Raw genomic sequence first — 23,633 nt, 5'->3', positions numbered from 1 at the left:
ACCTCCTGGCGACGACTATGCGAGTACATCCGCGGAGACGGCAACATTCTTTGCCAATCTGGCAAGCTGGTCGCATGGACGACGATCTCGACCAAGCACTCGACGCGGTCGGTCCCCGACTGCGTGCCCTGCGGCGGCAGCGCGAAACCACGCTGGCCGATCTCTCGGCGACCACCGGGATATCCGTGAGCACCCTCTCCCGGCTGGAGTCCGGTGACCGCCGCCCGACGCTGGAACTCCTGCTGCCCCTCGCCAGGGCGCACGGCGTCACACTGGACGAACTCGTGGACGCACCACCCACCGGTGATCCGCGCGTCCACTTGCGGCCGCTCACCCGGCAAGGCATGACCATGGTTCCGCTGACCCGTCGCGCGGGCGGCATCCAGGCCTACAAGATCGTCCTCCAGCCCGCCGACCCCGGCGCGGAACCCCGCCTCCAGACCCACGAGGGCTACGAATGGCTCTACGTGCTGAACGGGCGCCTCCGCGCCATCATCGGCGAGCACGATCTGGTGCTGGTACCCGGCGAAGCGGCCGAATTCGACACCCACATACCCCACTGGTTCGGCGCCGCCGACCGCGAACCCGTCGAATTCCTCAGCCTCTTCGGCAAACAGGGCGAACGCGCCCACCTCCGCGCCCGCTCGAAATCGAAACGCGAGGGGTAACGCTCGGCCGTCGCTCAGTGCGCGGGCCGGCTCGGTCCATGCGACGAATCCACTTCGCCCGCTGCCACGTTGGAACCGGGCAGGGGTGAGTCGAACTCGGCCGGGACCAGTTCGGTTGCCAAGGCCGAATCGACAGCTGGTCGGGTGCCGTTGGCTGCGGCTCGGACGGATTCGGCCCGTGCGTCGACATCGGCTGCGGCAGCGTCGAAAATCGCGGCGGTATCCCTCGATTCGAGCACCGGGCTGCCGGATGCGACCGCTGACGGTGCGGAATCCGTCGCCAACGGAGCGGGATCTGCGGGCATCGGCCCCGAATCGTCCACCGCGAGACGCGTATTCATCCACGCTCCGACCAGCATCAACCCCGCTCCGATCCCTTGCAGTGGTGAGATGGATTCACCGAGGAGCACCCATGCGCACGTCAATCCGAAGGCCGGGACGAGGAACATGGCGGACGTCGCCATGGTGGGGCCGACCTGGCCGACCGCGTGGTAATACAGCACGTAGGCGAGCGCGGTCGGCAGCGCGCCGAGATAGGCCTGGTTGAGCCAGAATTCGGGGCCGAGCTCCGACCAGCGGACGTCGGCGAGCGCGGGGACGGCGAGCAGTCCGAGGGCGGTGGCGCCCGCGGCGGTCGCGTAGACGGTGACGGTGGCTGCGGGCAACCGGCTCAGCAGCGGCGAGCCGAGCAGGGTGTAGGCCGACCAGCAGGCCGCGGCGCCGAGGAAGAGGAGGTCACCGAGCAGGCGGGTGTCGCCGGAGTCGGGAATGCCGAGGAAGAAGACCACACCGCCGACCGCGGCGAGCGTCAGCCCGAGCAGTCGCGCACCGGACAACCGCACGCGCCCGAGCAGGACGCTCACCGCGACCGTGCAGACCGGAGCGGCCATCGGCACGATCACGCTGCCGTCCGCGGCGGGCGCGAGGGAGAGCGCGAGGAAGAACAGCGCGTTGTAGCCGAACACGCCGACCATGCCGAGACCGGCCACGCGCGGCGCTTCCGCGGCGGGCAGCCGGGGCGCGCGCAACACCACGAGCAAGACGAGGGCGCCGATGAGGAAGCGCAGGAAGCCCGCCACCTCGTGTGGGACATCGCCGACGGCCGCCTTGGACGAGGCGAACGCGCTGCCCCACAGGGCCATGACCAGGATCAACAGCAAACGGATACGCACGGTTCGATACTCCGCGCGGGCCGCCCCGAGGTATTGAACGCTGGTGCGGTGAGAATGGAGCCGTGAGCGAATGGGTCGAATATCGGCGGATGCCGGATCGCCCGGTGGAGGTGATGCGCGCCCATTTCGAGCGGCACGTCTATCACCCGCACGCGCACGAGACCTACTCGTTCGGGCTCACCGATTTCGGTGCGCAGAGTTTCGACTGCCGCGGCGCGGCCAGGGTCAGCTCAGCGGGCATGGTGATGGCGTTCAATCCGGACGAACCGCACGACGGGCACAGCGCGACCGAGGCGGGCTTCACCTACCGGATCGTGCACATCGGCACGGAGCTGATCACCGACCTGCTGTCCGACCGGGCGGGTCGTCCGGCGGGCCTGCCGCTCTTTGCCGAACCCGTGCTGCACGACCCGCTGCTGGCGGGCGCGCTCGGCAGGCTGTACGCGAGTCTCACCTCGCACGCCACCGAATTGGCAAGGGACGAGGCGCTATCCGCCACGGTCGCGGCGCTGGTGCAGCGCGGCGCGCGCACCCCGCGCGAGAGAACGGTGATCGGCGGCGGCAACGGCGCGATCGCGCGCCGCGTGCGCGATGTGCTGGACGAGCGCTATCTGGACACGCTGTCGATGGACGATCTCGTCACCTCGACGGGCGCCAGCCGCTTCGCGCTCTACCGGGCCTTTCGCGCGAATTACGGTCTGGCGCCGAGCGATTACCAGCGCATCCTGCGGCTGCGGGCGGCGCGACGGCTGATCGCGGCGGGCCGTCCGGTCGCCGAGGCGGCGGTGGCCGCGGGCTTCGCCGATCAGGCGCACCTGACCCGCTGGTTCCGTCGCTGCTACGGCATCACGCCTGGCGTGTACTCGCGCGCGGGCTGACCGGTCAGGCTGTGGCGCGCGCCCACCGCCGCTTCGCCCAGCGGCGCACGGTCGGGCTCACCAGCAGCGCGGGCAGCAGCAGGATCGAACCGAGCAGCATGCCGACCAGCAGCAGCCCCGCGAGTAGTTCGCCGATCGCCTGCACCGCGGCGGGCGTGGCGAACAGCACCGCGAACGCCGCGACCGCGATGGCGGGCGGATGGTGCCCCGCCTGGGCGAGGATCGCGGCCGCCGTGCCGAACGCGACGGCGAAGGCGAGGCCGACGACGCCGATCAGGTAGTTGTCCCAGGCGAACCAGCTCGGGCGGACCGTGCGGGGGCGCCGGGAATGCCGAAGTTCTCCCATCGTCGGGAGCTTAACGGCCACGCGGCGCCGTGCCGTGGATTCGGCGAAGTCGGTCCAGAAGTCAGCGTGCCGCGGGCGGTCGCGGCCACGGATTGTGCTCCATGTGTTCGATGGACTCGTTGAAGCGGGCGACCAGCACGCCGAGCTGATCGATGTCGTGCTCGGACCATTCGGCGACCACGGCCCCGATGCCGTCGTGGCTCTGGGCGCGGTCGGCGGCGAGCAGATCCATGCCCTTGGCGCTGGTGCGGATCTTGCGGGCGATGCCGCCGTCGGGGTCGGGAACCCGTTCCACCAAGCCTTGTTTCAGCATTGCGCCGACCTGCCGGTTGATGGTGGAGACGTCGAGTCGGAAGGCGTCGGCGAGTTCGCGCAGGCTGAGCGGGTGGTCGATTTCGAGCCTGGTGAGGATCAGGAAGGCCGAGCGGTCCAGCTGGAAGCCGGGGCGGCGCAGCACCGAGGCGGGGAAGTGCCGGGAGAGCAGCGTGAGCTCGAAGACGAGGCGCGTGAGCGCTGCGTGGTCGGCGGGTTCCCGGTCTGACATGGCACTCACTATGTCGCGCGGATCACTCTTCTACCAAATTGTGCAGCATACACACCATGTGTAGCGTACACATCCATGTCCTTAACTGCCGAGGCGTCCTCGATCGTCACGGGCGCCGAGACCCGGCGTCGCCCGACCTCCGCCCTGCTCATCGCGACGCTCGGCATGGTCGGCGTCGTGGTCTCGCTGATGCAGACGCTGGTCATCCCGATCATTCCCGCGCTGCCGACGCTGCTCAGCACCTCCGCGTCCAACGCGTCCTGGGTGATCACCGCGACCTTGCTGGCGGGCGCGGTGTTCACGCCGATCAGCGGCCGCCTCGGCGACATGTTCGGCAAGCGCCGTGTGCTGTTCGCGAACCTGCTCTCCCTCATCGCCGGTTCGGTGGTCTGCGCGAGCTTCTCCTCGCTGCTGCCGGAGATCATCGGTCGGTCGCTGCAAGGCGCCGCCGTCGGCGCGATTCCGTTGGGCATCAGCATCATGCGCGACGAACTGCCCGCCGAGCGGGTCGGCTCGGCCATGGCGATCATGAGCGCGACGCTCGGCGTCGGGGGCGCGGTGGGCCTGCCGGTGGCCGCGGCGATCGCGCAGAACGCGAACTGGCACGTACTGTTCTGGACCTCGGCGGCACTGGGCGTGCTGTGCGCGGCGCTGGTCTTCGTTTTCGTGCCGGAATCGCCGGTGCGCACCCCGGCTCGTTTCGATTTCGGTGGGGCCGTTGGACTGTCGATCGCCCTGTTGGCGCTGCTCGTGGCGATCACCAAGGGCGCGGACTGGGGTTGGTCCAGCGCCTCGATCCTCACGCTGTTCGCGGTCTCGCTGGTGGTCTTCCTCGGCTGGGGCTTCTTCGAATTGCGGCAGCGCGCACCACTGGTCGACCTGCGGGTCTCGGCGCGGCCGCGAGTGCTGTTCACCAACATGGCATCCATCGCCGTCGGCTTCGCGCTGTACGGGATGTCGCTGACCTTCCCGCAATTGCTGATGGCTCCGGAGGAGACCGGCTACGGCTTCGGGCTGTCCATGGTCAACGCCGGATTGGCCCTCGCGCCAACCGGTTTGGTGATGATGGCGCTCTCGCCCGTCTCGGCGCGGCTGTCGGCCGCGCGCGGGCCGAAGCTGACGCTGATGCTCGGATCGGCCGTGATCGCCGTCGGCTACCTGTGCGCGGTGCTGTTGATGAACAGCGTCTGGCAGATCATGCTCGCCGCCGTGATCGTCGCGGGCGGCGTCGGCCTGGCCTACGCGGCGATGCCCGCGCTGATCATGGGCGCCGTGCCGATCACGGAGACGGCCGCGGCCAACGGGCTCAACTCGCTCATGCGCTCGATCGGCACCTCCACCTCCTCGGCGGTGATGAGCGTGGTGCTCGCGCACATGACGATCTCGCTCGGCGCGCACCTGCTGCCTTCCCGCGACGGCTTCCACACCACGTTCTTCATCGCCATGGCGGCCGCGGTGGCGGGCATCGCGCTGACGGCCTGTATTCCGATGGGCAAGAAGGACTGACCCGTCAGACCGGCGCGTCCCGGACCGACTCGGTATAGCGGCGGGCGAGTGTCCGCAGGTGCGCGACGAGTTCCGGCGGGCCGTCGACGCGGAAGTCCATCATCAGCATGCTCAGATAGATGGCGATGGTCTCCAGCGCGTCCGCGCCGGTATGGAGAAGGCAGCTGTTCTCGTCGACCGGCTCGACCACCCCGACCGCGGGATTGATCCTCGCGAGCACGACCTCGGCCGGGGCGAACACCGTGACCTGGGCGTGCACCCGCCACCCGGTACTCGCGACATCGCGCATGACGAAGGCGACGAGGTCGTCGTCGGGCAGTGCGCGGGCGCCGAAACGGCGGCCGGTCGCGGCCGCCCGGCGCACCCCGGCGACGGGTATCGCGCGCCAGGTGTGGGTGTCGAGCACGTAGGCGACCAGGTACCAGCGGCGTTGCCAATTGATCAGCCGATACGGCTCGGCCTCGAGGGGGCCGTCGAATTCCGATGCGGCGGTGACGATGTCGAGCCGCACCGCCGCGCCGTCCCGGATCGCGCCCGCCAGGACGGTGAGCACCTCGGCGGGGACGGGTGCGTCGGGCTCGCGCGAGCCGGTGGTCGCCGGGCCGATCGCGGTGGCGCTGCGCAGCGCGGTCACCTTGCGCTGCAAGCGTTTCGGCAGGATCTGTTCGAGTTTGGCCAGCGCGCGGCCGACGTGCTCGGTGATGTCGGCGATGCCGGTCGCGCCGTCCTCGGCCAGCCCGACCGCCACGGCCACCGCCACGGCCTCGTCGTCGTCGAGCAGCAGCGGCGGCATGGTGGAGCCGCGTCCCAGCCGGTAGCCGCCGATCGCGCCGCGCTCGGCGTGCACGGGATAGCCCAGGTCGCGCAGCCTGCGAATGTCGTTGCGCAGCGTGCGATCCGTGACGCCGAGCCGGTCGGCCAGCTCCCGGCCGGAGTAGGCGCGGTCCTGGAGCAGCGCAAGCAGACGCAGAACACGGGTTGTGGTCTCGGTCACGATCGCCTCTCGAACTATTAGGAACGAAAGCAGCCTAATAGCCCCATAGGCTCGTAGTCAGTACCGAAGAGCACAACCGAAAGGCCCGCCATGCACACCGATATCGCTCTCACCACTGTCTGGCGCGAGACCCTCGCCGCCGCGCACCGCGCGCTCGCCGACGTCGTCGCCGGTATCCGCGACGACCAGTGGAGCCTGACCACGCCGTGCGCGGAATGGGATGTGACGCAGGTGATTCAGCACGCCGCGGGCGATCAGCTCGCCTTCGCCGAGCGCCTCGGCATCGGGAACGGCCCGGCGGCCAATCCCTTCGCCCCGTCGGGGACGATCGACGGCTCGCCCGTCGCCCTGGTGCGCGACGCGATCGAGCAGACCGCCGCCGCGTGGGCGACCGTCACCGACGAGACCCTCGAGGTGCCGACCCCGTTGCCGCACGGCGCACTCCCGACGCCGGTGGCGGCCGTGCTGTGCGCCTTGGACGCGGCGGTGCACGCGTGGGATCTCGCCATCGCCACCGGCCAGGACTCGCCGCTCGACGAGGAGCTGTCCCGTGCCCTGCTTGCCGCGGCGCGCACGACGAATCCCGCGCCGGGCGGTGGGCCGGTGATGGAGATCGTGGAACCGCTGCGTCAGTGGGGTGCTTACGCCGCGGTGGTCGACGGTGCTCCCGAGGACGACGCGGTCGCCGCACTGCTGCGTTATCTGGGGCGCGATCCGGGAACCGTTCGCGGCGGCCGTTCGTCCTAAGGATGAATGGTCGTACAGAATGATTGGGGGGACGGCGTGTCCGTACCGGAAAGAACCCGGGCGCGACTCGGTCTGCTGCTGGCGCTGGGGTCGGTCGTCGTGGCAGCCGTCGTCGCGGGCGCGCTCTGGTGGCGGACGAGCTCCGATCACCCCGCCGTGATCGGAGAGAGTCCCACCGTCTTCCCCGATATCGATCGGTCCGCCCTCGATCCGGCGCAGGCCAGGCTGGTCGAGGTACTGGAGCACGAGTTCGCAAATCCGGGTGGGGGACCGAAGTACGCCGAGGGGCTGGTCGAGCCATGGTGCGCCGATTTCGTGAGCTGGACGATGCGGGAGGCGGGGCGACCGCTGTCGAACCCGAACTCCGGGTCATGGCGGATTCCCGGCGTCTACACCCTCCAGGAGTACTACGAGGGATCCGACAGGTTCGCGCCCGCGGGCAGCGGGTATCGCCCGCGCACCGGTGACGTGCTGCTCTACGGCCCGGAAAGCCCATTCACCCAGCACACGAACATCGTGCTCACGGCGGCCGACGGCGAGGTGACCACGATCGGCGGCAACGAATTCGGCGAGGTGCGCATCCACCGGTTCCGGGTGGCCGACGCGGAGGACGTCGTCGGCTACGGTCGATTCTGAGAATCATTGCCGCTCAGACTGTCCCATTCGGCGCGTGCGATGCTCGGCGCGTCCGCCACCGAGCCTTAGTATGGAGACGGCAGCGCCCGGCAGCGCTGTCGCATAGGGCCCTGTCCTGCTACCCCCTCATCAGCAGGACAGGGTTCCCCGATCGTTCGGATATCCGGAAACTTTCGTCGCGTACCGTGTCGGTAGTCCGTTGAAAGGTGAGGGTTTCGGAATCTCTGATGCAGACGACCGAAGAAACGACGAACGACCCGTCCTGGATCGACTACGCCGACTTCGGCGAACGCTTCGTCACCCACGCGGTGACCGAGGAACGCATCGTGGCCGCGGTGGCCTCCATGGCCGGGCGGGGCGTGGCCATCGGGCCGTTCAACATCGGCCCTCCCGGACTCGCCGGATTCATCGCCGAGGGCAAGGTCGGCGACCCCACGGTGCTCCGTCACGATCCGCACGTTGTCTTCCAGGTGACGGTGCCGCTCACGCTCGCGGTGAAGGTGCGGCTCGGCGGAAGGAAACTGCGGTTGGAGGCGGTCGTCGAGATCGATCTGACGCTGCACGCCCGCACCGCCGACCCGCTGCTGATCGTCATCGACATCTCGCCCATCACCACCCGCGACGTGAGCTTCGTACTGCGCGCCCAGACCGTGGAATCGGCATGGGAATGGTTGCTCGACCCGATCGCGGGACTGGTGCAGCGGGAGGTCGCCAACCGGGTCAACGCCATGCTGGCCGAACCGCAGGCGAGGAGCGGGCGGGTCTTCGACGTCGAGGCCATGGTCGCGGGCACCCGGTCGCAGCACCGCGAGCAGGCGGAATTCGACTGGATCGATTACGGCGAGTTCGGCCACCGATTCTTCGACCGCGTCGTGACGCGGGATCGGGTCTTCGAGGTGGTCGACAAGATGGCCGGGCGCCCGATCGAGGTGGGGCCGCTGAAAACCGGGCCGAAGGACCGGGCCACTGTCACCGTGCAGGGTGCGATTCGGCAGCCGCGCTTGGCCGAGCGGGTCGCGGCGTCGGATGATCTCGTCGCGTTCGACCTGACGCTGCCCGTCGGCCTGGACATCACCGTGCAGGTCTTCAAGGCGAACAAGTACCGCGCCGACGTCGAGATCCCGCTGGTGCTGACCGCTCGGGCGGCCGATCCGCTGCTGATCGTCGTCGACGTGGCGCCGCCCGCGACCGAGGACATCCGGATGCATTTCAAGGCGCAGGGGGTGCGCGCGGCCACCCTCGGCGCGCTGGCCGGAATCAGGAAACAGGTGGTCGCGCAGGTGGAACGGGTGGTGCGCGAGCAACTAGGCGACACCGCTGGGCGAACCATCGACGTGGCGGCGCGGATCGACGGTCTGGCCTGACGCGTAACCCCTGTGGCGAGTGGGAATGCTGAGTCCGATGGGTCTAGCGGTTCACATGTGAAATATGATGAAATGAGTTCACGTTCGAGGCTCCCGGCGCGCGTGTGAACCTTGGGGAAGGTGCGCCGGGCACGCTGCCAGCCAATTGGGGGTTGCGCGAAGGAGTCCTGCGATGCGTTCTTTCGATCTGTCTCGACGCAAGTTGTTCGCCTACACCGCCGCGGCCGCCGCGCTCGGAGTGGCAAGCTCCGCCGGGCCCGCCTCCGCGACGGGCAACCTCGGCACGTTGATCGACTATTCCGGTGGCGTGCCCGCGGCCGAGGCCATTCTCGCGGCCGGGCACGTCGGCGTCATCCGCTACGTCTCCGATCGGCGGCCCGGCGCGGAATGGATGGTGGGCAAGCCGCTGCTCGCCCGCGAGGTCGAGGAACTCACCGCGGCCGGGCTGAAGATCGTGTCCTGCTACCAATTCGGCAAGGGGCCGACCGCCGACTGGCGCGGCGGACTGGAGGCGGGCAAGAGGCATGCCGAACGCGGGCTGGAACTGCACCTGGCCGCGGGCGGCCCCGAGGGCAGGCCCATCTACGCCTCCATCGACGACAACCCGACTCCGGTCGACTTCGCGACCATGATCGCGCCGTACCTGCTCGGCTGGGAAGCGGTGCTCGGCAAGGGGAACGTCGGCGTCTACGCCAACTCGCCGACCATCGACCTCGCACAGGTGGCGGGCTTGGGCTCCTGGTACTGGCAGCACAATTGGGGCACCCCGAAAGGTTTCGTCCACCCGTCCGCGCACCTGCACCAGTTCGAGATCGACAAGCGCGCCGTCGACGGAATCGGCGTCGACCTCAACGACATTCTGAAGCCCGAGTACGGGCAGTGGTGAGTGCGAGCCGAGGGCGCAGCGCCTAGCTCGCCGAGGCGGACGGCGTCGATCGATAGCCTCCGCGCATGGCTGGTACCTCGTTCGGTGGTTGGGCGGAGTCTCTCGGTAGACCCCGCGCATGGCCGGAGTGGAGGCGAAGCTTCTCCCATTGCGCGCAGGCGGACGGAGTGCGCTGATGCCCCGCACATGGCGGGCGGGAATGCGAAGGTACGCCTTGCTCACGCAGTCGGACGGCATCCATCGATAGCCTCCGCGTATGGGTGCTGTCTGGTTCGGGGGTGCGGACGGCGTCCATCGATAGCTGCCGCGCATGGCCGGAGCCTGGTTCAGGTCGTTGGGCGGAGTCCATGGATCGACCCTGCGTATGGCCGGAGCTCAGGGGAGGTACGCCGAGTTTCGCGTGGTCAGGCGGAGTCCGTCGATGCCCGGCGCAAGGCCAGAGCGAGTGCGCAGGGACGCCGAGTTCGCGCGGGCCGGGCGACGTCCGGCGACAGCCCCGCGCATGGATGGAACGAACGCGCAGATACGCCTAGGTCTGGCAGTGGCAGACGGGGGCGACGCGGAGGTCGGGTTCGTCGTCCGGGACGACGCGCAGGTTCGGACGGGTCTCCGGCGCCTCGTGATTGCCCATCCAGGACAGCAGCGACCAGCGTGACAGGCCGGAGAGGGCCGAGCCGATGCTGGCGAAAGAGCCGGAGGAGAGCGCCGAGCCGAACGATCCGACCGACCCGATCGAGAGCACCGAACCGACACTGCCGATCGAGAGAATCGAATAGGCCGATCCGATGGACAGGATCGAGCCCTCGGAACGGATGGACAGGATTGATCGGCGCGAGCGCCAGCTCCGGATCGAGCGGGGTCGTACCGTTCCTTCGGTAGTCGACATGCTTTCGGTCTACCACAACGGAGACAGGGCCGCGAAATATCGCCGCGATTGCGACGGTGTGTCGGTCCGGTCGCGGTCGGCCGAGTCGCGCCGACGTAGACGGCTGGGACGCCGGGCGGGCGGCTCCCGCAGGGTGAGCCGGTCGAGTGGAGCGCTAGTTCGTCGGGGTCGACCGGGTGAAGTGCCGGGCAGGCCGCTCCGGCTGGGTGTGTCGGTCCGGTGGAGCTGGTGGGTCGATCGGGTCCAGCGGCTCCGGACATGCCGAAGCCCGGCGGTCGCGAGCGACCCGCCGGGCTTCGAAACATCAAGCGACGGTGAAGAATCCGAGCGTCGGCAGGAAGGAGCAGGTGCGCGGCTCGGCGTCGGGGGCCTTGGTGGTGAGCGAGCCGCCGACCACCGCGACGATCCGGCCGCGGCCGGTGTTCACGATGGCGGACAGGGTCGCGGGGCCGTCCGGGTTGATCTTCGCCTCGTCGGTCAGCGCCTGCACGCCGGACTGACGGGTGTCGAGGTTCAGCCACTGCACGGTCATCGGCGGGTTCTGCTCCGCCGTCGGCGCCTTGGTGCCGAGCGCGGTGAACACGAAACCGGTCTGACCGGCCTCGGGGCCGGGCGGGGGCAGCGTGGCCGGGCCCGCGACGGCGAGCGCCGTGCCGATCGAGTCGGCGGTCGCGCTGATGCAGCCCTTGCCGATGGTCGGGTACAGGAACTGCGCGATGACCGGGCCGTCCTGCGGTAGCTCGGGACCGCCGCCGCCGCTGCCGTCGAGGAACGTGATGATCCGCTCCAGGGTCGACTTGATCTGCGGCGGCAGATTCAGGGTGTTGAGCAGGATGCGCGCCTGGTCGAGGATCGCGGACTGCGGTCCGGCGACATCGGCAGGGCGGGCGATGGCGCCGACGATGGCGGGGGTGAGCGCGGCGATCGCGTCCACCGGAACGCCCTCGGGCACCATTGGAACGCTGTTCGAAACCGCGGTGTGGGCGGGCGCCGGTGCCGCTACTGCGACCGGCGCGGCGAGCGAAGCGCTCGCCGCCATGGCGAGTGCGGTCAATGCGATCCGCGATCCTCGGGTGCGAAGCACTGGTCTAGCCGTCCTTAACCTCGGGTACATCTGGTCAACGGGTAAAAATCCGTTGTTTCGGGGGTCACTCTAAGGACACGACCGCCAAGTTGTACAGCGGTGGTCGTTATCACGTTGTGCCGTGGACGATCAGTGTTACCAGACGGTAGTGCGGCGGGGTGTTGCCGATGTGAAAGGTGATGCAAACGTTATGGGTGTTGCGTAGCGCGCACGGGATAGATCGGCGCTCCGGTTAATCTAGTCGCAGCCTTCGGCATTTGCCGCCGACACACCGGACACCGGCGGGTCGCGGCCCGTGACCGCATCCCCGACCCGAAAGCCCGCGACTTGAACCGAGACAGCGCTCGGTCGGACCAGCGTCCGGCCGCAGCCCACCTGCGACTGGCGGTGTTGCTGCTCGGTCTTTCCGTTCTGGCCCGGCTGCTGTGGATGCTGGTGTCGCGCAATGGGATGAATCTGGTCGACCTGCACGTCTACGTGGACGGTTCGGCGGCGCTGCTCACCGATCGGCTCTACGACTTCACCTACGCGGAGAAGACGCCGGATTTCCCGCTCCCGTTCACCTATCCGCCGTTCGCCGCGCTGGTTTTCTTCCCAATGCATTTCCTGCCGTTCAAGGTGATCGCGGTCGGCTGGCTGCTGGCCACCGTCGCGGCGCTGTACGGCGTGGTCTGGATCGCGCTGGAATTGATCGTCGGCGAACAGCGGTTGCGCGAACCGGGTTGGCGCGCAGCGGCGATCGGCTGGACGACGGTCGGCGTGTGGCTGGAGCCGGTGCGCACGACGATCGACTACGGACAGGTCAACGTCTTCCTGGTGCTCGGCGCCATGCTCGCGGTGCGCAGTTCGCGGTGGTGGTTGTCGGGCGGGCTGGTCGGCGTCATCGCGGGCATCAAGCTGACGCCCGCGATCACCGGGCTCTACTTCGTCGCGCGGCGGCGCTGGGGGACCGCGCTGTGGTCCGCTGTGGTCTTCGGCGCGACCGTCGGCATCAGCTACCTGATCAACAACCACGAGGCGACCCGCTACTTCGGCACGCTGCTCGGCGACGCGGACCGGATCGGCCCGGTCGGCTCGGTGTGGAATCAGTCGCTGCGCGGAACGCTGAGCCGCATCCTCGGCTACGACGTGGAATCCGGACCGGTGTGGATCGCGGCGGTGCTCGCGGTCGCGGCGCTGGCCTTCTTCGCCTGGCGGGCGCTGGAACCGGACGACCGGATGGGCACGCTGCTCATGGTGCAGCTGTTCGGGTTGTTGATCTCGCCGATCTCGTGGTCGCACCACTGGGTCTGGTTGCTGCCGACGGTGCTCTGGCTGGTCTACGGCCCGCTGCGCGGCGCGCCGGGCGCGCGGATCCTGGCCGGGTACTGGCTGGTGACCATGTTGATCGGCGTGCCGTGGGTGCTGTCGTTCTTCCAGCCGACGATCTGGGAGATCTCCCGGCCGGGCGTGCTGTCCTGGCTGGGCGCGGTGGATGTGCTCGGTGTACTCGTCCTGTTCGCGTGGATCATCTGGTGCGGAGCGCGGCGCGAGCGGTCGGCAGACGAGGCGACGAGCAAGATGGTCGCGGACTCCGCGCGAGCAGGGTAGCTCCGCGTCGTCGCTCACCCGCTCGTGGCGAAGCCGGGCGACCGCGTCGGTCCAACGCGGCGACTCGAAGTGATCGGCGGCTACTCGGACTGCGACGCGAGCAGGTCGATCTCGCGGGCCATGCCGAAGTCCAATGCGGTCAGGCCGCCCACGGCATGGGTGGACAGGGCGAAGGTCACATTCCGCCAGCGAATATCGATATCGGGGTGATGGTTCGCGGCCTCGGCCGCGTCGGCGACCCGGCGCACCAGATCGATGCCCGCCGGAAACGAGGCGGCCTTGACGGTGCGGGTGATGTTGTCGCCGGATCGGCTCCAGTTCGGCAGCCCGGCCAGCGCGTCGGCGATCTCGGCTTCGGTTAGCGGTGGGATGCTCATATACCGGTTGTACCCCGTTTGCCGAACGTGCACCGGAATCTGCGGAACTCAGGCTGCGCGAGCCTGTTTCAGCGCCTTTTTCAGATCCTTGCCGGAGAGGCCCGCGGCCTCGGCCTTCTTCATCCGCATGATGACGACGGGGCATTTGAAGCAGCGCGTCTTCTTTCGACAGCACTTCTTCTTGGGTTTCAGACTCGAAACCTTCTTCGCTTTTACCTTGCCCACGATGGTTAGCATACCCTTACTCGAGCGCCTGATACGTGGGGGTCGCTCGGTAGCCGGTAGTCTGTAGCTGGCCGCGATGCCCGGTGAGTTTTCATTCTCCACCTGTTTGCAGGGGTCGGCCGGTACCAACACCGAACAGCAGGAGGATTCTGGCGTGTCGTCTGCACGCGATTTTCGCAACGTGGCCATCGTGGCTCACGTCGACCACGGTAAGACGACACTGGTCGACGCCATGCTGCGCCAGTCCGGCGCCTTCGCCGAGCGGGCCGAGCCGGTCGACCGTGTGATGGACTCCGGTGACCTGGAGCGCGAGAAGGGCATCACCATTCTCGCCAAGAACACCGCGGTGCACCGGCACCACCAGGACGGTTCGGTCACCGTCATCAACGTCATCGACACCCCCGGCCACGCCGACTTCGGCGGTGAGGTCGAGCGCGGCCTCTCCATGGTCGACGGCGTCGTGCTGCTGGTGGACGCCTCCGAGGGCCCGCTGCCGCAGACCCGCTTCGTGCTGCGCAAGGCGCTGGCCGCGTCGCTGCCGGTGATCCTGGTCGTCAACAAGACCGACCGGCCCGACGCGCGCATCGAGGAGGTCGTCGAGGAGAGCCACGACCTGCTGCTGGACCTGGCCTCCGACCTGGACGACGCCGCGGCCGAGGCCGCCGAGCTGGCCCTCGACCTGCCGGTGCTCTACGCCTCCGGTCGTGAGGGCAAGGCCTCCAAGGAGCGCCCCGAGAACGGCAGCGCGCCCGACGCGGAGAACCTCGACGCGCTGTTCGACGTGCTGATGGAGTGCATCCCGGCGCCGAAGGGCGATCCCGCCGCGCCGCTGCAGGCCCACGTCACCAACCTGGACGCCTCGGCCTTCCTCGGCCGCCTCGCGCTGGTGCGCGTGCACAACGGCGAGCTGCGCAAGGGCCAGAACGTCGCGTGGATGCACGCCGACGGCGTCAAGCACGTCAAGATCACCGAGCTGCTCCAGACCATCGGCGTCGAGCGGCAGCCCGGCGAGGTGGCCGTGGCGGGTGACATCGTCGCCATCGCGGGCATCCCGGAGATCATGATCGGCGACACCCTCGCCGACATCGACAACCCGGTCGCACTGCCCCGCATCACCGTCGACGAGCCTGCGATCTCGGTCACCATCGGCACCAACACCTCGCCGCTGGTCGGCCGGGTGCAGGGCCACAAGCTGACCGCCCGCATGGTGAAGTCGCGCCTGGACCAGGAACTGGTCGGCAACGTCTCGCTGCGGGTGCTCGACATCGGCCGCCCGGACGCCTGGGAGGTGCAGGGCCGCGGTGAGCTGGCGCTGGCCATCCTGGTCGAGCAGATGCGCCGCGAAGGCTTCGAGCTGACCGTCGGCAAGCCGCAGGTGGTCACCAAGCAGGTCGACGGCAAGGTGCACGAGCCCTACGAGGAGCTGACCATCGACTGCCCCGAGGAGTACCTCGGCGCGATCACCCAGCTGCTCGCCGCCCGCAAGGGCAAGATGGTGCAGATGAACAACCACGCCGCGGGCTGGGTGCGGATGGAGTTCATCGTCCCCTCGCGCGGCCTGATCGGCTTCCGCACCGACTTCCTCACCGAGACCCGCGGCACCGGCATCGCCAACGCCGTCGCGCACGGCTACGCGCCGTGGGCGGGCGAGATCCGGGCGCGCCACACCGGTTCGCTGGTCTCCGACCGCGCGGGCAGCGTGACGCCGTTCGCGATGATCCAGCTCGCCGACCGCGGCCAGTTCTTCGTCGAGCCGGGCGCGGACACCTACGAGGGCCACGTGGTGGGCATCAACCCGCGCGCGGAGGATCTCGACATCAACGTCACCCGCGAGAAGAAGCTGACCAACATGCGCAGCTCCACCGCCGACGTGATCGAGACCCTGGCCAAGCCGCTGCAGCTGGACCTGGAGGGCGCGATGGAGTTCTGCGCCGCCGACGAGTGCGTCGAGGTCACCCCCGAGGTGGTCCGGGTGCGCAAGGTCGTCCTCGGCCAGAACGAGCGGGCCCGTGAGCTGTCCAGGCGGAAGGCGCGGGACCGGGCCGCGCTGTAGTGCGGAACCGGACCGGCGAGCGCGGAGCCTCGGCGCCGCCGTGCGAGAGCGCGGCGGCGCCGCGTAGGCGAACGGCGGCGTGGCGAAGTAGAGTGCCGGGCGTGAGCACGGGGGCAAGACGACGCGCGATGGCGCGCGCACTGATGGTTCTGATGGCGGCCTCCGTGACGGTGCTCGCCGGATGCACCGCGAACCCGCCCCCGCCCATCGAGAGCACGGACAGCCCGAAGACGACGCCGGCCAAGCCGGGCAAGAACACCGTCGTCGTCGGGATCGACGACATCGGCATCGGGTTCAACCCGCACCTGCGGTCCGATCAGTCGCCCGCCACCTCGGCGGTGAGCTCGATGGTGCTGCCGAGCCCGTTCCGTCCGGTGCCGAACCCGACGGTGCGCGGCGCCACCGACTGGGTGCCGGACACCGCGCTGGTGACCGCCGCCGAGGTCACCAGCCAGGAACCGTTCACCATCACCTACACGCTGCGCAACCAGGCCAACTGGTCCGACGGCGCGCCGATCGCCGCCGAGGATTTCCGTTTCCTGTGGCAGCAGATGCTGACTCAGCCCGGTGTCGCGGATTCGGCGGCCTACCGGCTGATCTCGGACGTCAACTCCTCCGGCGGCGGCAAGACGGTCACCGTCGTGCTGACCCAGCCGTACCCGGCCTGGCGCGAGCTGTTCGCGAATCTGCTTCCCTCGCACCTGATCAAGGATCAGCCCGGCGGTTTCGCCAACGGTCTCGCGGAGGGAATCCCGGTGTCCGGCGGCAACTTCGCGATCAAGTCGGTGGATCCCGGCCGCGACGAGATCCTGCTGGAACGCAACGACCGCTACTGGGGCACTCCGGCCGGTCCCGATCAGATTCTGTTGCGCCGCGGCGGAACTCCGGCGCAGCTGGCCGAATCGCTGCGCACCGGTGACGCGCAGATGGCGCTGGTGCACGGCGGTGTCGCGACCCAGGCGCAACTGGCCGCGATCCCCTCGGTGCGCACCGCGATCATGGCGCAGTCGCGCGAGCTCCAGTTCGTGTTGAACGGGCGCACCACCGAACTCGCCGATCATCGGGTCCGGCGCGGGGTACTCGCGCTGCTCGATCCCGCGCTGCTGGCCACCGTCGGCGCGCAAACGGGCGGATGGGTCGAGCCGGTGCGCGCGCAGATCCTGACGCCATCGGACCCCGGCTACGCGCCGACCGCGCCGCCGCGCCCCGCCCCGGAAGAAGCGTTCGCGCTGCTGGCCGAGGCTGGTTTCGCCCGCGCGCCCGAACCGCCGCCGGTGGTCTCGCCGACCTCGCCCGCGCCGCAGCCGCGGCCGGTCGCGAAGAACGGCAAGGCGCTCGCCCTTCGTATCGGCGCGGTCACCGGTGACGCGACCGCGCTCGCGGTGGCCAACACCGCCGCCGACCAATTGCGCAGCGCCGGAATCGATGCCAGCGTCCGCAGCGTCGCCGCCGACGCGCTGTACGGCAAGGAGCTGGTCGAGGGCGGCGTGGACGCCATCGTCGGCTGGGAGGTCGCGGGCGCGGATCCGGCCAACGTGCTGGCGTCCCGCTACAGCTGCCTGCCGCCCGAACCCAGCCCGGGCGACGGCGAGACGCAGACCGCGGTGGAGGCGGCCCGGCGCGCGCCGAGCAACCTGTCCGGCGTGTGCGATCCGGCGCTGCAGCCCGCGATCGACGCGGCGCTGCGCGGCATCGACGTCCCCAAGGCGCTCGCCGAGGCCGAGCCCGCGCTGTGGGGGCTTGCCACGGTGCTGCCGATCGTGCAGGACAACGTGGTCGCCGCCGCGGGCCCGCGAGTGGACGGCGTGTCGCTGAGCGGCGCCATCCAGGTGGGCATCTTCGGCGACGCCGCGATGTGGCGCAGGATTCCGTGACCGCCGCCGAAAGGCCGGGCGGCATCGTGCTGGTGCACGCGCACCCGGACGACGAATCCATCACCACCGGCGGCACGATCGCGCACTACCGTCGTCGGGGCGTCCCGGTCACCGTGGTGACCTGCACCCTCGGCGAGGAGGGCGAGGTGATCGGCGAGCAGTGGGCCCAGCTGACCGCGGACGGCGCCGATCAGCTCGGTGGCTACCGCATCGTCGAATTGACAAGGGCGCTGGCCGCTTTGGACGCCGCGCCGCCGCGCTTTCTGGGTGGGGCAGGGCGCTGGCGGGATTCCGGGATGGCGGGCACGCCGTCGGCCGAGCACCCGAGGGCGTTCGTGCGCTCCGGACCCGAGGCGGTGGAGGCGCTCGTCGAGATCCTGCTCGAGCTGCGGCCGCGGGTGGTGATCGGCTACGACCCGCGCGGCGGCTACGGCCACCCCGATCACATCAGGGCACACGAGGTCGCCACGGCCGCCGTGCACGAAGCGGCCGAGCGCGGCTGGGACGTGCCCAAGTTCTACTGGACCGTGACCGACGCCGACATGCTGCGGCTGCACACCGAGGCGCTGGCCCGGCGCACCGTCGAGGGCCTGCCGGGCGCGCTGCCGAAGGGCTGGCGGCTGCCCGCGGCGGGTGAGTTGGCGAGCGTGCCGAGTCAGACCGTCACCACCACCGTCGAGGTGTCCGACGCGCTGGCCGCCAAGCGGGCGGCGCTGCGGGCGCACGCCACCCAGGTGACGGTCGCGCCGTCCGGGCGGGAGTTCGCGCTCTCCAACGACATCGCCCAGCCGGTGCTGCCCGAGGAGCACTACGTGCTGGTCCGCGGCGCGCGGGGCCCGGTAGGGCCGGACGGGCGCGAACACGACTTGTTCGCCGGGATCGGCTGAATCGGACACGGTGCGCGATCCGCGGCCTCGGCCGCGGGGCATAGACTCCTGGACGTGTACAACTGGGATCTCCAGAACGCCATCTCGGCCTTCGTGGACAGCTTGCGGCCCGGCGCGCAGCAGCAACACGAGCTGTACATGTCGGTGCTGTACGCCTTCGTCGACATGCAGAGCCACCTGCTGACCCTCCTCGGCTACCCGCCGGTGCCGTGACGGCGCTCGACAAGCGCGCGGACGCGCCACAGACCGATGATCGAGGGTGGATCGCCGAACCCCTACGGCTGGCGCTGATGGCCGCGCTCGTCCTGAGCGGGTTGTTCACCCTGGCCTTCGAGGTCCTCTATCTGCCCGTCTATCTGGGCGCCTCGCATCTCCCGCCGCCGAAGGAGAACACCCTGGTGGCCGCACCGCTCGCCGCGGCAGCCGGCTCGGGCGCGATCGCCTTCCCGGTGACGGTCCTGCTCGCCGCCGCCCTCAACGTCGTGCTGATCGCGGCCATGCGCACCCTCACCGACAGCGTCCGCGTGGCCCTGCTCCCGGTCATCGTCTGGACCTTCGGTTTCCTGGCCTGCACCGTCGCAGGCCCCGGCGGCGACCTCGTGCTCCTCAGTGACTGGCCGACCCTCCTGCTGCTGCTCTGCGGCCTCGTCCCACCCCTCGTCTACCTCTACCTCCGCCCCGCCCAGCACTGACCTCGCAGAACCCTCCGTACGCCCCGCTGTGGTCGGAACCGCCGCGACGTGTGCGGAGTTGCTGCGAGGACCGCCGTCAGTCGACGCGGATCGGCAGCGTGGCGATGACGGCGTCGGTGCGGGCGCGCAGCGCGGCGGCGAGGACCGGGCCGCGCGGGTTGTGCAGCAGACGGTGGCGCCAGTGGCGGGCTTCGACGTGGGTGACCAGCACGGTGACGTCGCGGCCCCTGGCGGTTTGTTTGCGCACGTAGCCGACCAGGGTGGTGATCAGGTTGCGGTGCGGGCACGGCAGCACGGTGAGCGGGACGCCCGGGTCCCATTCTTTCCAGCGGGCGCTGAGGCGTTTGGTGGCGGCGGGGTCGATCTCGGCGGCGACGGCGACGATTTCGCCGCGCGTGCGCAGCGCGACGGCGAGCGCGCGGGCGGTCGCCTCGCTCACGGCGACCACCGGGATGATGACCAGAGCCCTTGTCGCGGGTGAGATCTCGGGGCGCGGCGGGATCTCACCGAGACGCAGTTCCGCGGCGACCGTGCGGTAGTAGTTCTCGGTCCTGGCGAACAGGATGATCAACAGCGGGATGATCACCAGCAGTAGCCAGGCGCCTTCGGTGAACTTCTCGGCCAGCAACACCACAGCGGCCACGGCGGTCAAGCACGCGCCGAACCCGTTCAGTGCGGCGCGCGGCCCCCACCCGGGGTCGCGCTGCCGTTGCCAGTGCCGGACCAGTCCCCACTGGCTGAGGGTGAAGCCGATGAAGACGCCGATCGCGTACAGCGGAAGCAGGCTGTGCGTCTCGGCGTCGACCAGCATCAGAATCGTGCCCGCGGCCACGGCGAGCGCGGTCACGCCGTACCGGAAAACCGGCCGCTCGGAGCGCAGCGTGAACAGCGAGGGCATCCGGCGGTCCTTCGCCAGCAGCGCGAGCAACACCGGCAGCCCGCCGAAACTCGTGTTGGCCGCCAACCCGAGCGTCACCGCGACGGCCACGTTCACGATGTAGAACGGCCACCCCGTGCCGAACGCGGCCGCGGCGAGCTGGGCCAGAATCGTCACTCCTTCGCGCGGCACCACGTGATGTATGCGGATGAGCAGCGCAAGGCCGAGCAGCATGACGCACAGCAGCATCCCGAGCGCGACCTCGGTGTGCTGGGCGCGGCGGACGGCGGGCGTGCGGAACGACGGCACCGCGTTCGCGATCGCCTCCACACCGGTCAGCGCCGAACAGCCCGCGGCGAAAGCCTTGAGCAGCAACCACACTCCGAGCGCCTCGATCGGGACCAGCGGCCCGGGATCGTCGCCGACCACGGCCACCGGCTCCGGCCGCAGCAAGCCGACGGCGATCACGCCGAGGACGCAGGCGACGAACACCAGCATCGGCGCCATCAGCACCCTGGCGGACTCGGCGACGCCGATCAGATTCACCACGGCGATGAGCGTGAGCGCCGCGAGCGCGACCTCCAGCTCGTGGTCGCGCAATGCGGGAAACGCGCTGGCCAGGCTCGCCGCGCCCGCCGAAAGGCTGACCGCGACCGTCAGCACGTAATCGACCACCAGGCTGGCCGCGGCCAGCAGGCTCGCGCCCCGGCCGAGATCCTTTTTCGCCACCGCGTACGCCCCGCCACCGTCCGGGTGCGCCGCGATCACCTGACGGTAGGAGAGGACGAGCACCAGCAACAGCGCCGCGATCGCCAGCGACACCGGGAGCGTCCACTGGACCGCCGCCGCGCCCGCGCCGACGAGCACGAGCACGATGGCCTCCGGCCCGTAGGCGACGCTGGACAACGCGTCCAGCGAGAGCGCGGCGAGCCCCCCGAACGCGGTGAGCCGGTAGGCATCGCCACGCTGCATCCGGCGCATCCGCCGATCGGCGATCCGGGACTCGTCGCGCGCTACGGTCTCGACCACATCTCCCATTCAACGCCGCCCCCGCACGCCCGCCCTCCAACGACACGTCACCGCTCCGCGCAGGGTCTGCCACAGACCCTCCCTACGCCTTGTGGGGTGTACCGAGGGTCTGCGGGGTATCAGCGGCGTCCGAGGGCGCCGGGAGTGACGGCTTCGATGACGGACCAGGCTTGCGGCAGCGGGATGTCGACGACGTGGTAGCGCTTCTTGCCCGCGGCGGTAGCGGCGACGACGGTGGCGACCCCGGAGCGGCGCTGCCAGAAGGATTGGCGGACGGTCCAGCCGATGACGCCGGGAGCTTCGAGGCAGTCGCGGTCGCGGTCGAGGGAGCCTGCGCGGGTGATGAGCCAGGCGGGGCTGGTCGCGGTGCGGGGGAGGACGGCGTGGCCGAGGCCACGGTAGCGGTCTTCGGCCAGGGCGATCGCGACGACCGCGGTGATGCCGGGCAACAGCCACCACCAAGGCGGAATGGGGCCGTCGAGGGAGAAGGCGAGCACCACGAAGGCGAGGAGGGCGACGGGAGTCAGGGCCCGGGTGTACCGGCGTCGGCGCGCGGCGGGCCCGTGCCTGGTGAGCCGGACGGTCATCTGCGCCACGGGTGCGAATTCGGTTGCGGCACTAGGGCTCGACGCGGAGGGGTGCGTCGGTGGCGGACTCAGCAGTTCCGCGAGCGTGCTTTCGATCGCGGTGCGCGGGGCCTGCGGCAGGATCTTCTGGCGCGGGTTCTCGCCGACCATGATGGCCTCGAGTTCGGCGGCGCCCGAAAGGCGAAGCAGCAGTGGCTCGTTGACGGTAGCGCCGCGGAAACGGGCCAGGTCGAGGGTGATCTGTCTGGTGGTGAACAGGCCGTGGCGCAGGTGCAGGGTGCGGCCGTCGTTCAGGACGCGGAGGCCGAAATACGTGGTCAGGTACCGCGTGCAGGCCGCGAGGCTGACCACGAGCACGATGGCGGCGATCAGGCCGAGCACGACGAGGACGATGGCGACGACCGCGCGATCCCCGATGTCCTGCGCGGCCTCGGATTCGAACAGCCACTGGCCCAGCCCGTACTGGAACGCCACGCCGACCACCGGCGCGATGACGGCGAATCCGGTCAGCGACAGCGGCGCGTATCGCACCCACTGCGGCTGCCAGTGCCCGATCTCGCGCGCCGTCGGTTGTGCTCGAGCCGCTTCGTCGTCGGCGACGCCCGCGGCCGGGATCTCCGGCCCGGCGGCCGGACGGGCCGTGTGCGCGAGCAGCTCGGCGCGCAACGCGGGCACCACCCGCGCGTCGAGCGAGTCGAGCTTGAACTTCTCCCCGGTGTCGGCCTGCTGACCGGTGCCGATGACCACCACGGCCAGCCCCAACGCCCGGTGCAACAGGTCGGATTCGATGTCCACGGATCTGATCCGGCTGCGCGGCACCGAAAGCTTTCTGCGCTGGACCAATCCGGTGCGCAGTTCGACGTGGGTCGGTCCGACCCGGTAGGTCGTGGTGAACCAGCGGGTGATCGCGAATCCGACGACCAGCACCAGCGGGATGACGCTCCACGCGGGATTGCCGCTGCTGGTGCCGAGGATGACGGAACCGATCAGCACCGGGATGAACTTGACCACCTCGGTGACGGGGTGCACCAACAGCATTCGCTGGTCAAGGCGCGCCCACGGCGGTCCGATATCGCCGGGTAGCGGCTCGGTCATGTCGCGTCTCCGCGATGCCGGGCGGCGATCTCGGTCAGCCGCGTCACGGTCTCTTCGGCGACCGGCAGGTCGAGCGCCGAGATCTGCACCGCGCCCGCCGACGAGGCGGTGGTGACCGTGACCGTGGCCAGGCCGAGCAGCCGCTCCAGCGGACCGCGTTCGGTGTCGACCGTCTGCACCCGCGAGATCGGCGCGACCCGGCTCTCCTGGGCCAGCCAGCCGACCCTGGTGTACACGGCCTCGTCGGTGACCTCCCAGCGGTGCACCGCGTAGCGCCACCACGGGACGACGGCGATGCTGAACATCGCGCAGAACAGCCCGATCACCAGCGCGATCAACTGCCAGCCGCGCCGTTGTGAGTCCACCGCGGCCCACACGAGCAGCGCGAGCAACGGCAGCGCCCACGACAACACCGCCTGCACGGTCCACAGCAGTTTCGCCTTGGGGCTCGGGCGCCAGGCCGGGTCGGCCATGATCGTGCGCGGCTGCGACATGCTTGTCATGGTTGCACGAACATTCGCCACCCGCCCCGCGCCGGCGGAATAACCGTGGCGCATGGTGAGGTTGTGAACGCTCACGACGGGTCCCGCGCGGCTCGCCGTGCCCGTGAGCTGTTTACGCTCACACACAAGCACT

General features: G+C 69.8%; 24 protein-coding genes. 13 read left to right on the top strand and 11 right to left on the bottom strand.

Annotated elements, in window-relative coordinates:
• Positions 1 to 74: 74 nt before the first annotated feature.
• Positions 75 to 668 (top strand): helix-turn-helix domain-containing protein, encoded by a 594-nt coding sequence (locus AC3EO7_RS10710; protein ID WP_435591087.1) that lies wholly within the window; start codon positions 75 to 77, stop codon positions 666 to 668.
• A 14-nt stretch (positions 669 to 682) separates the two neighbouring features.
• On the opposite strand, the gene AC3EO7_RS10705 is transcribed toward AC3EO7_RS10710, so the two are convergent.
• Positions 683 to 1,840 (bottom strand): DMT family transporter, encoded by a 1,158-nt coding sequence (locus AC3EO7_RS10705; protein ID WP_435591086.1) that lies wholly within the window; start codon positions 1,838 to 1,840, stop codon positions 683 to 685.
• A gap of 62 nt (positions 1,841 to 1,902) precedes the next feature.
• On the opposite strand from AC3EO7_RS10705, the gene AC3EO7_RS10700 reads away from it, so the two are divergent.
• Positions 1,903 to 2,718, top strand: coding sequence for an AraC family ligand binding domain-containing protein (locus tag AC3EO7_RS10700; RefSeq protein ID WP_435591085.1), 816 nt, complete (start codon positions 1,903 to 1,905; stop codon positions 2,716 to 2,718).
• Between the two features lie 4 nt (positions 2,719 to 2,722).
• Here AC3EO7_RS10700 and AC3EO7_RS10695 read toward each other — a convergent pair whose 3' ends face one another.
• Positions 2,723 to 3,064, bottom strand: coding sequence for a hypothetical protein (locus AC3EO7_RS10695; protein ID WP_431967482.1), 342 nt, complete (start codon positions 3,062 to 3,064; stop codon positions 2,723 to 2,725).
• Positions 3,065 to 3,125: 61 nt separating this feature from the next.
• Positions 3,126 to 3,608: a MarR family winged helix-turn-helix transcriptional regulator gene (locus AC3EO7_RS10690; protein ID WP_431967484.1), complete on the bottom strand. Its 483-nt coding sequence runs from the start codon at positions 3,606 to 3,608 to the stop codon at positions 3,126 to 3,128.
• A gap of 75 nt (positions 3,609 to 3,683) precedes the next feature.
• Here AC3EO7_RS10690 and AC3EO7_RS10685 point away from each other — a divergent pair, with 75 nt between their 5' ends.
• A complete protein-coding gene (locus AC3EO7_RS10685; protein ID WP_431967486.1) occupies positions 3,684 to 5,114 on the top strand; it encodes an MFS transporter in 1,431 nt (476 codons plus the stop codon).
• 4 nt (positions 5,115 to 5,118) lie between these two features.
• On the opposite strand, the gene AC3EO7_RS10680 is transcribed toward AC3EO7_RS10685, so the two are convergent.
• Positions 5,119 to 6,108, bottom strand: a complete 990-nt coding sequence (locus AC3EO7_RS10680; protein ID WP_435591084.1) for a helix-turn-helix transcriptional regulator — start codon at positions 6,106 to 6,108, stop codon at positions 5,119 to 5,121.
• Positions 6,109 to 6,198: 90 nt separating this feature from the next.
• On the opposite strand from AC3EO7_RS10680, the gene AC3EO7_RS10675 reads away from it, so the two are divergent.
• From AC3EO7_RS10675 to AC3EO7_RS10660, 4 genes are all read left to right on the top strand, one after another.
• Positions 6,199 to 6,855, top strand: coding sequence for a TIGR03086 family metal-binding protein (locus AC3EO7_RS10675; RefSeq protein ID WP_431967490.1), 657 nt, complete (start codon positions 6,199 to 6,201; stop codon positions 6,853 to 6,855).
• 6 nt (positions 6,856 to 6,861) lie between these two features.
• Positions 6,862 to 7,491, top strand: coding sequence for a CHAP domain-containing protein (locus AC3EO7_RS10670; protein ID WP_431967492.1), 630 nt, complete (start codon positions 6,862 to 6,864; stop codon positions 7,489 to 7,491).
• 227 nt (positions 7,492 to 7,718) lie between these two features.
• Positions 7,719 to 8,855: a hypothetical protein gene (locus AC3EO7_RS10665; RefSeq protein WP_435591083.1), complete on the top strand. Its 1,137-nt coding sequence runs from the start codon at positions 7,719 to 7,721 to the stop codon at positions 8,853 to 8,855.
• Positions 8,856 to 9,027: 172 nt separating this feature from the next.
• On the top strand, positions 9,028 to 9,741 hold the full coding sequence (locus AC3EO7_RS10660; protein ID WP_435591082.1) for a DUF1906 domain-containing protein: 714 nt from the start codon (positions 9,028 to 9,030) through the stop codon (positions 9,739 to 9,741).
• Between the two features lie 529 nt (positions 9,742 to 10,270).
• Here the strand turns inward: AC3EO7_RS10660 and AC3EO7_RS10655 are convergent.
• The gene (locus tag AC3EO7_RS10655; protein ID WP_431967496.1) at positions 10,271 to 10,627 is read right to left on the bottom strand and encodes a hypothetical protein; all 357 of its coding nucleotides are present in this window, start codon (positions 10,625 to 10,627) and stop codon (positions 10,271 to 10,273) included.
• A 304-nt stretch (positions 10,628 to 10,931) separates the two neighbouring features.
• A complete protein-coding gene (locus AC3EO7_RS10650) occupies positions 10,932 to 11,666 on the bottom strand; it encodes an Rv1157c family protein (RefSeq protein ID WP_431967963.1) in 735 nt (244 codons plus the stop codon).
• Between the two features lie 300 nt (positions 11,667 to 11,966).
• Here AC3EO7_RS10650 and AC3EO7_RS10645 point away from each other — a divergent pair, with 300 nt between their 5' ends.
• Positions 11,967 to 13,301: a mannosyltransferase gene (locus AC3EO7_RS10645; protein ID WP_431967965.1), complete on the top strand. Its 1,335-nt coding sequence runs from the start codon at positions 11,967 to 11,969 to the stop codon at positions 13,299 to 13,301.
• Positions 13,302 to 13,381: 80 nt separating this feature from the next.
• Here AC3EO7_RS10645 and AC3EO7_RS10640 read toward each other — a convergent pair whose 3' ends face one another.
• Positions 13,382 to 13,678 carry a 4a-hydroxytetrahydrobiopterin dehydratase gene (locus tag AC3EO7_RS10640; RefSeq protein ID WP_435591081.1) on the bottom strand — a complete coding sequence of 99 codons (297 nt, stop codon included), beginning with the start codon at positions 13,676 to 13,678 and terminating at the stop codon, positions 13,382 to 13,384.
• A gap of 48 nt (positions 13,679 to 13,726) precedes the next feature.
• Entirely contained in the window at positions 13,727 to 13,903 is a 177-nt protein-coding gene (locus AC3EO7_RS10635; RefSeq protein ID WP_166655726.1) for a hypothetical protein, read from the bottom strand.
• A 154-nt stretch (positions 13,904 to 14,057) separates the two neighbouring features.
• Between AC3EO7_RS10635 and typA the strand changes: the two genes are divergently transcribed.
• The 5 genes from typA (at position 14,058) to AC3EO7_RS10610 (ending at position 19,409) form a co-directional block, all read left to right on the top strand.
• Entirely contained in the window at positions 14,058 to 15,956 is a 1,899-nt protein-coding gene (typA, locus tag AC3EO7_RS10630; RefSeq protein ID WP_431967500.1) for a translational GTPase TypA, read from the top strand.
• Between the two features lie 128 nt (positions 15,957 to 16,084).
• Positions 16,085 to 17,830, top strand: coding sequence for an ABC transporter family substrate-binding protein (locus AC3EO7_RS10625; RefSeq protein WP_435591098.1), 1,746 nt, complete (start codon positions 16,085 to 16,087; stop codon positions 17,828 to 17,830).
• A complete protein-coding gene (gene mshB / locus AC3EO7_RS10620; protein WP_431967502.1) occupies positions 17,827 to 18,717 on the top strand; it encodes an N-acetyl-1-D-myo-inositol-2-amino-2-deoxy-alpha-D-glucopyranoside deacetylase in 891 nt (296 codons plus the stop codon). Before AC3EO7_RS10625 ends, mshB begins: the two co-directional genes overlap by 4 nt.
• 54 nt (positions 18,718 to 18,771) lie before the next feature.
• Positions 18,772 to 18,930, top strand: a complete 159-nt coding sequence (locus AC3EO7_RS10615; RefSeq protein ID WP_431967504.1) for a hypothetical protein — start codon at positions 18,772 to 18,774, stop codon at positions 18,928 to 18,930.
• Positions 18,927 to 19,409 carry a hypothetical protein gene (locus AC3EO7_RS10610; RefSeq protein WP_431967506.1) on the top strand — a complete coding sequence of 161 codons (483 nt, stop codon included), beginning with the start codon at positions 18,927 to 18,929 and terminating at the stop codon, positions 19,407 to 19,409. Before AC3EO7_RS10615 ends, AC3EO7_RS10610 begins: the two co-directional genes overlap by 4 nt.
• Positions 19,410 to 19,485: 76 nt before the next feature.
• On the opposite strand, the gene AC3EO7_RS10605 is transcribed toward AC3EO7_RS10610, so the two are convergent.
• From AC3EO7_RS10605 to AC3EO7_RS10595, 3 genes are all read right to left on the bottom strand, one after another.
• Positions 19,486 to 21,267 carry an APC family permease gene (locus AC3EO7_RS10605; RefSeq protein ID WP_431967969.1) on the bottom strand — a complete coding sequence of 594 codons (1,782 nt, stop codon included), beginning with the start codon at positions 21,265 to 21,267 and terminating at the stop codon, positions 19,486 to 19,488.
• A 167-nt stretch (positions 21,268 to 21,434) separates the two neighbouring features.
• Positions 21,435 to 22,997 carry a PH domain-containing protein gene (locus AC3EO7_RS10600; protein WP_431967508.1) on the bottom strand — a complete coding sequence of 521 codons (1,563 nt, stop codon included), beginning with the start codon at positions 22,995 to 22,997 and terminating at the stop codon, positions 21,435 to 21,437.
• Positions 22,994 to 23,491: a PH domain-containing protein gene (locus AC3EO7_RS10595; protein WP_431967510.1), complete on the bottom strand. Its 498-nt coding sequence runs from the start codon at positions 23,489 to 23,491 to the stop codon at positions 22,994 to 22,996. Before AC3EO7_RS10595 ends, AC3EO7_RS10600 begins: the two co-directional genes overlap by 4 nt.
• Between the last annotated feature and the right edge of the window lie 142 nt (positions 23,492 to 23,633).

It is taken from the genome of Nocardia sp. bgisy118 (assembly GCF_057708605.1).
Note: the sequence above shows the minus strand (reverse complement) of the source record. Positions and strands in the feature narration are given on the sequence as shown.